Annotated in this window: 5 protein-coding genes; 1 reads left to right on the top strand and 4 read right to left on the bottom strand. The window is 63.6% G+C overall.

Annotated elements, in window-relative coordinates; genetic code table 11:
- Window positions 1-1,336, bottom strand: a 1,336-nt coding sequence (locus EN932_RS28880) for an MFS transporter (protein WP_128369254.1), incomplete at its 3' end; no start/stop codon positions are given.
- Between the two features lie 151 nt (window positions 1,337-1,487).
- Between EN932_RS28880 and EN932_RS28875 the strand changes: the two genes are divergently transcribed.
- Window positions 1,488-2,120, top strand: a complete 633-nt coding sequence (locus tag EN932_RS28875; protein WP_127368055.1) for a TMEM175 family protein — start codon at window positions 1,488-1,490, stop codon at window positions 2,118-2,120.
- Here the strand turns inward: EN932_RS28875 and EN932_RS28870 are convergent.
- The 3 genes from EN932_RS28870 to EN932_RS28860 all read right to left on the bottom strand — a co-directional run.
- On the bottom strand, window positions 2,094-3,599 hold the full coding sequence (locus tag EN932_RS28870) for a L,D-transpeptidase family protein (protein ID WP_013529466.1): 1,506 nt from the start codon (window positions 3,597-3,599) through the stop codon (window positions 2,094-2,096). The two genes, EN932_RS28875 and EN932_RS28870, sit on opposite strands and share 27 nt — an antisense overlap.
- Before the next feature lie 150 nt (window positions 3,600-3,749).
- Window positions 3,750-4,115, bottom strand: a complete 366-nt coding sequence (locus tag EN932_RS28865) for an MmcQ/YjbR family DNA-binding protein (RefSeq protein WP_013529465.1) — start codon at window positions 4,113-4,115, stop codon at window positions 3,750-3,752.
- 59 nt (window positions 4,116-4,174) lie between these two features.
- Window positions 4,175-5,049, bottom strand: an 875-nt coding sequence (locus EN932_RS28860; RefSeq protein ID WP_128369253.1) for an AAA family ATPase, incomplete at its 5' end; no start/stop codon positions are given.

The following is a 5,049-nucleotide window of genomic DNA, read 5'->3' as shown; positions in this document are numbered from 1 at the left end:
GTGCATTCGCGTAGACCCACGCGGCAAGCGAGCCCATCGCCGCCACCGCGATCAGACCGCCGATGCGTGAGACGGCATTGTTGATGCCGGAGGCCGCCCCCGTGTCCTTGTCCTCCACCGCCGTCATGATCGCGGTCGACAAGGGCGACACGACCAGAGCCATGCCGAGCCCCATCAGCCCCATCAGCGGGAATGTTCCCGTCCAGAAATTGTGGATGCCGGCGTAGGTGAGCAAGGCCAGCCCGGCAAACGCAAAAGCCACGACCAGGCTGCCGCAGGCGATCGGAAAACGCGGTCCGATCCGGTCCGACAGCTTGCCGACAGGTCCCGACAAAAGCGCGATCGATGCCGACAAGGGCAGGAAGATGAAGCCGACCTCGGCCGTGCTCAGCCCCCAGCCGGCGATCAGCAGCATTGGCAGATAGAAAAGGTTGGCCGACAGCGCAAAATAGAGGAAGAACGTCGCCACATTGGCGCCGGCGAAAGCACCGACGCGAAACAGGCTGAGGTCGATCATCGGCTCGCGCTGACGAAGCTCGAAGACGATGAAGACAGCCAGCAATACGACGCCGGCGGCAATGCTCGGCCCTGCCATGAGGCCCTCGCCGCTGGCGCTCATCGAGGTCAGCCCATAGGCAAGCGCACCGAAAGCCAATGTCGCGAGCGCTGCACCGCCGAGATCCAGGCTGCGTTTCTCCGTCGGCGCATCGGCCGGAACCTTGGCCAGCAGAAGCCAGATCGAAATCAAGCCCAGCGGCAGGTTGATGGCGAAGATCGCCCGCCAGATGCCGTCACCGAAGGCCGACAGCACGAAGCCGCCGAACACCGGGCCAAGTGCCGTGGTCAGCGCCGAAGCCGCCGCCCAGATGCCGATAGCACGGCCGCGTTCTTTCTTCGGGTAGGCCTTGGCGATGATGGCGAGGCTGCCAGGCACCATGATTGCCGCACCGATGCCCTGCAACGCGCGAAATGCGATCAGCACAATTGCATTCGGCGCCAGCGCACAGGCAAGCGAAGCGAGGATGAACAGCGCGATGCCGGCCACGAAGGCGCGGCGCAGACCGAATCGGTCGCCGGCAGCGCCCCCGGCCAGGATCAGCGCCGAGAGCGTCAACGCATAGGCATTGGAAATCCACTGCGCCTCGGCAAGGCTTGCGCCGAGATTGACGCGGATCGCTGGTGTAGCGATGGCCAGGATGGAGCCGTCTATGAAGCCAAGCGCCGAGGCCAGAATTGCCGCGACCAGCACAAATCGTCGCCGCGACTGCGGACAAAACGTTCCATTCGTGACCGGATTGGTCAGCGGGACGGCGGCGGCTTCACTTGGTGAATGCATGAAACCTTGCTTAAACCCCTGGCGCACCGGCAACAACCAGCCAGTGGCTTGCTGTCGCTGAAACCAGCCGTTTGGCCAGGGTCGCACCCTGTCAGGTGCAAATGGCGGCAACCATGCTAGGTTTCCGGAAGGTGCCGAGGGGGAAACATCGATGAAGCGGCCACTTGAAGCATCGGCTGAGGGACGCGGCCGTATCGTCGGGATCACCGACGGCGTATTCGCCATCGCGCTCACCCTGATCGTTCTCGAAATCAGGGTGCCGGCGCACGAGGCGATCCATTCCGAACGCGAGCTGCTCGCCGCGATCGCCGACCTGGCGCCGCGTTTCCTGACCTACGCCTTGAGCTTCCTGACGCTGACCATCTTCTGGTTTGGCCAGCAGGCGCAGCATGGTCTGATCGCCAAATCCGATCGACGGCTTGCCACGCTGAACCTTTGCTTTCTCGCCTTCATCGCCTTGCTGCCCTTCTCGACCGACCTTCTGGCCGACTTCCTCGAGTTCAGAACCGCGGTGCTGGTCTACTGGCTCAATCTGCTGGCGCTCGGCGTCACGCTGTTCGCGAGCTGGCGTTATGCGGAGAAAAGCGGCTTCGTAGCAGAGGATGTCGATGCGGAAACCAAACGCACGGTCTATCTGCGCATCATCAAGGCACAGATCCTGTGGGCGGCCGGTGCCGCACTCTCGCTTGTCAGTCCCTCGCTCAGCGTCGGCTTCATCCTGATCGTGCAGTTGGTCTATGCCGCCGCGCTTCGCGGTTCACTGCTGCGCAAGGTTATCGGCTGAGGGCCCGCCGACAAACTCCACCGTCACGCCCGGCGAAACCAATTTGGCCAGCTCCCGCGCATCCCAGTTGGTCAGGCGTACGCAGCCATGGCTCTCGGTCTTGCCGATCTTCGACGGATCGGGCGTGCCGTGGATGCCGTAGGTCGGCTTATCCAGGGCGATCCAGACCGAACCGACGGGACCGTTCGGGCCCGGCGGAATGGTCAGGACCTTGTCGTTTTGACCCTGCTTGAAATTGATGCTGGGATTGTAGGTGTAGTTCGGATCGAGCGCCACGCGCGACACCGTGTGTATGCCGGACGGTGACGGCGTATCCGACGAGCCGATGGTTGCGGGATAGGCGGCGACCAGTTTGCCGCCGGCGTCATAGGCGAAAACCTCTTTCTTGTCCTTGTCGGCGACGATACGCGCCACCGGCGTCGAAACCAGCCTGCCGAAATTGGCGACCTTGATGATCGTGCCGGGACGATTGAAATCGACCTCCGGGTTGAGCGCCTTGAGATAATTCTCGTCCATGTGAAAGCGCTCCGCGAGCGCCTCGGTCACCGACGTATAACCCATGCGGTCGAGTTGCGCCTTCTGGCTGTAGTCTTCCGGGATCGACGCGACATAGGGACCGGCCGCGTCCTCCGCTGTAATCGTGTAGTTGGCGAAGGCATCGCCGCCGGATTGCGCAAGTGCCGCTTGGATGGCGACCGCGTCGGTCGATCGCAGATTGGCGCCGGTGATCTGGTTGTAGGCGGCGAGCGCCTTGTCGACATTCGAACCGAAACGCCCGTCGATGACGCCAGGCGAAGCGCCACCCCGGTCGAGCAGCACCTGAAGGGCGGCGACATCCTGGCGCGCTCCCAGCGAAAGTGCCGGGGCAACGGTGGTCTTGTCGCCGGCCTTTGGCGGCAGAGCCGCCTGATCGGCGGGTGTCGTCGGCTGGGCAGGGTCTATCGCGGCCTCGTTCAGCGGCTGGCGCTTGATTGTACCCGGCTTAGCCGGCTGCGGCGCGTCGGGATAATTGTCGTCGTAATTGCCATCGTCCTGCGGCGCCGGCGGGTAGGCTTCGGCGGAATTGTCCCCATAGGGATCGTACTCATCTGCCGGCGGCGGGATAACGCGGCCTTCCTCTTCCAACTGCTTGCGCCGGAACCGCGCCATGTCTTCCGGATCGTCGAGATAGTAGCGGTCGTCGCCTTCGGGGGCGCGGCCCAGTTCGCGCAGTCGTGTCTCGCGGCGCAAGGCGCGGCGGTCGAGCCGGGTCTGCGGCGGCTGGATGGCGATGACCTTGCCGGTATCGGCATCGACGATCACGCGGTTGCCCCTGGCGTCGTAGTAGATGTCGAGATTACCGTCCTGGGCGACAAGGATGCCCCCGGTATCGGCAGCGCGGACAACCCTTGGCGCATTGTCCGTCGTCGGCGCGGCGAACGCCCCGGAAGACACAAGCCCGGCGGCTAGCGCCGAGAGGGCAAAGATCGTGCGGAACATGGTGGCCAAATTCTCCGGTCCGTAAATTTGCCGCCGCCGGCATTGTCTTCTGGCGAACCCCTTCGCCAGCAAACCAGTTACACCATCCTATGGTTCCAACATGAACCGGGCATGAAGATGGCGGTTTTCCGGCGCCTCAAGGAATATAGGCTAGCTTTCGGCAAGTCCCAATTCCTTGCGCGCCTGCCTGGTAAGCTTCAGGGCGACAAGGCGATGGCTCTCGCGCAGATAGTCCTTCAGCGCGGCATCATCCATGCTCTGGCTTGTCCGACGCTGGATCCATGTCATGCCGCGCGAGGCAAGATAGGGTGCGGGCCGTAGCCCCGGCTGTTCCTTGAGCACATCATAGGCGATATCGGAACATTTGAAGGTGACGAAGAGCTGCTGGCCATCGTCCCAGCCGCCGATCGCGAAGACCTTGGCCCCCACCTTCCAAACATGGGCGCCACCCCACTGGACGACATGGGTCGTCGAAGGCAGCGAGTCGCAGAAGCTGTTGTAGTCGTCCAGTGTCATCCCCACCCCACGTTTTATATGAAAACGCCGCGCGTCCAGGAAGGACGCGTGGCGCGGGATCAGGCTGCCGCTTCCGCCGCGACGATCGTCGGTTTGGAGCGGAAATTCAGCCGGTCGGAACCGGCTGTCACCTTGACGGTCGAGCCGTCGAGGATGTCGCCGAGCAGGATCTTCTCCGCCAGTGGGTCCTGCAATTCCTTCTGCATCACCCGCTTCAGCGGCCGCGCGCCATAGGCCGGGTCGTAGCCCTTGGCCGCCAGCCAATCCACCGCCTCCTGGTCCAGCGATAGCGTGATCTTGCGGTCGACAAGCAGGCTCTCGAGCCGCTTGAGCTGGATCTCGACGATGCGGCCCATATCCTGCCGGCGCAGCCGGTGGAACAGGATCACCTCGTCGACGCGGTTGAGGAACTCCGGCCGGAACGATGCCCTGACGACGTTCATCACCTCGTCGCGCACCAGATCGACATCCTGGTCCTCGGTGAGGTTGACGAGATATTCGGCGCCGAGGTTCGACGTCATGATGATCAGCGTGTTGCGGAAGTCGACCGTGCGGCCCTGGCCGTCGGTCAGGCGGCCGTCGTCGAGCACCTGCAAAAGCACGTTGAACACATCCGGATGCGCCTTCTCGATCTCGTCGAACAGCACGACCTGATAGGGCCGGCGCCGCACCGCTTCGGTCAGCGCGCCGCCTTCCTCATAGCCGACATAGCCGGGAGGCGCGCCGATCAGCCGGGCGACCGAGTGCTTTTCCATGAACTCCGACATATCGATGCGCACCATGGCGCTCTCGTCGTCGAACAGAAAGCTCGCCAGCGCCTTGGTCAACTCGGTCTTGCCGACACCCGTCGGTCCGAGGAACATGAACGAGCCGATCGGCCGGTTCGGATCCTGCAGGCCCGCGCGGGCGCGGGCCTGCAGGATCCGAACCGGCC

The sequence above is a fragment of the Mesorhizobium sp. M7A.F.Ca.US.002.01.1.1 genome (genome assembly GCF_004022955.1).
In the GTDB taxonomy this organism is placed as follows: domain Bacteria; phylum Pseudomonadota; class Alphaproteobacteria; order Rhizobiales; family Rhizobiaceae; genus Mesorhizobium; species Mesorhizobium ciceri.
This window is presented reverse-complemented; position numbering and strand designations above follow the sequence as displayed.